The organism is Mesorhizobium sp. LEGMi-168a (assembly GCF_058312955.1).
The window spans coordinates 1-1,682 of record NZ_JBZEGV010000086.1 but is presented as its reverse complement, the minus strand read 5'-3'; the positions used below and the strand labels follow the sequence as shown (position 1 = coordinate 1,682).

At 66.3% G+C, this 1,682-nt stretch carries 2 pseudogenes; one reads left to right on the top strand and one right to left on the bottom strand.

The features are described from left to right. Positions 1 to 224, top strand: a pseudogene (locus AC4FWB_RS33995) (prephenate/arogenate dehydrogenase family protein); the annotation flags it as partial. Positions 225 to 608: 384 nt separating this feature from the next. Here AC4FWB_RS33995 and AC4FWB_RS33990 read toward each other — a convergent pair. Continuing rightward, positions 609 to 1,546: pseudogene (locus AC4FWB_RS33990) on the bottom strand (sugar kinase). Positions 1,547 to 1,682 lie beyond the last annotated feature (136 nt).

Here is a 1,682-nt window from a genome sequence, read left to right as displayed (position 1 = left end):
GGGACGTGTGCCTGCACAACAAGGACGCGATCCTGGAAATGCTGGCGCGCTTTTCGGAGGATCTGGCCTCGCTGCAGCGGGCGATCCGCTGGGGCGACGGCGAAAAGCTGTTCGACCTCTTCACCCGCACGCGCGCCATCCGTCGCTCGATCATCGAGGCCGGCCAGGACATCGATGTGCCGGATTTCGGCCGCCAGGCGGTGGAGCACCCGGCCAAACCCTAGGCTTTTTCCCTCGTTTTCCAGCGCGGATTTGACCGGTCGGCTATGTTTGCCTTGGCAGGTGGCGTGCCTTGGTGACTAGCCGAAACGCACGTCGCGATCGTCATCCTATGGCGGAGCAAGGAGCGAAGCGACGCGGCGCAGACCATAGGATCCATTCCGTGACTTCCGAGCCCTGCCGCGGTGCAGAATTCTGCTCCGCTGCATTCCATGGCTCAGGTCACGGAATGGATCCCAGGGTCTCCGCGACGGAGCTGCGCTCCTGCTCCGCCCAGGGATGACGAGGTTGGGAGGCTTCAGCCAATCTCCAGCGTTTGCGCTGATTTCACGGAGAAAATCTTGCTCGCCGACAAGCGTGCAATCTTTCAAAGTCCCTGTGTCGAGGAACTAGCCTTGCTCCGACGGCGGCCAGTGCGCCGCCATCATGGCCAATGTCTCGGCCCTGTCCGGAGCGCCGAGCCGGCCGCCGAAGCGCAGGCATTTGAGCGCCGCGGCGGCGCTGGCAAAGCGCAGCGCCTGCTCGGGCGGCATCGCCTCGGCAAGGCCGACGGCAAAGGCGCCGTGGAAGACGTGCCGGCGGCGAGCGTGTCGACCGCCTTGATCTTCGGCGCCTCGACGTGGCGGACGCGGCCGGCTTCCCGGTCATGCCACCAGGTTCCGGCAGCGCCACCGGTCACCGCGACGAAAGCGTCGGTGCGCGAGGCAAGGTCGGCGCAGGCGCTTTCAGGGTCGAGCGCATGACCGCAGATAATGCGCGCCGCCGGTTCCGAGGCGACGATGTGCGAGGCTAAAGGCAGCAGCCGCTCAAGCACCTCGACCGGCGCGGTGTCGGCGTCGAGGATCGCCACACGGCCGGCGTCCCGCGCGGCCATCAGTGCGAGCGACGCGGCGCCTGGCCAGCGCACATCCACCAGGACGGCGTCGAAGGCGGAGAGGTCGGCAAGCGGCAGCGTGTCGGGATCGGCTTGTGTCTTGCCGTCGTAGAACGGCACGATGACACGCTCGCCATGGGCATCGACCAGGATCGCGGCCAGTGCCGAGCGCGCGCCGGCGACGCGGCGAACCAGGCTGCAATCGACGCCCTCCGCCTCGATCTCGGCGATGAGCTGGTCGCCGACCGCATCGTCTCCCGCGCTTGCCCACAGCGATACCTGGGCGCCGAGGCGATGCGCGGCGCAGGCGGCGCTCGTCGCCATGCCCGAGGCGATCTGGACGCCGTCGCTGGCGATGAACTTGCCCTGATGCACGGGAAGCGTTTCGACACGAAGGATCGTGTCGAGGGTGAATGCGCCGACGCTGAGCAGTCTGACCGGTTCCACTGTCATTGCTCTAGGTGTGGGCTTTCAGAAGGTTGTCCATTCGGACCTGACCGAGGAGACTGGAGTTACCACGCTTCAGATTCGCCGGAGGGTCCGAATGAACATCCATAAGAATGCCCGTCTCACGCCGCTGCGTCGAGAG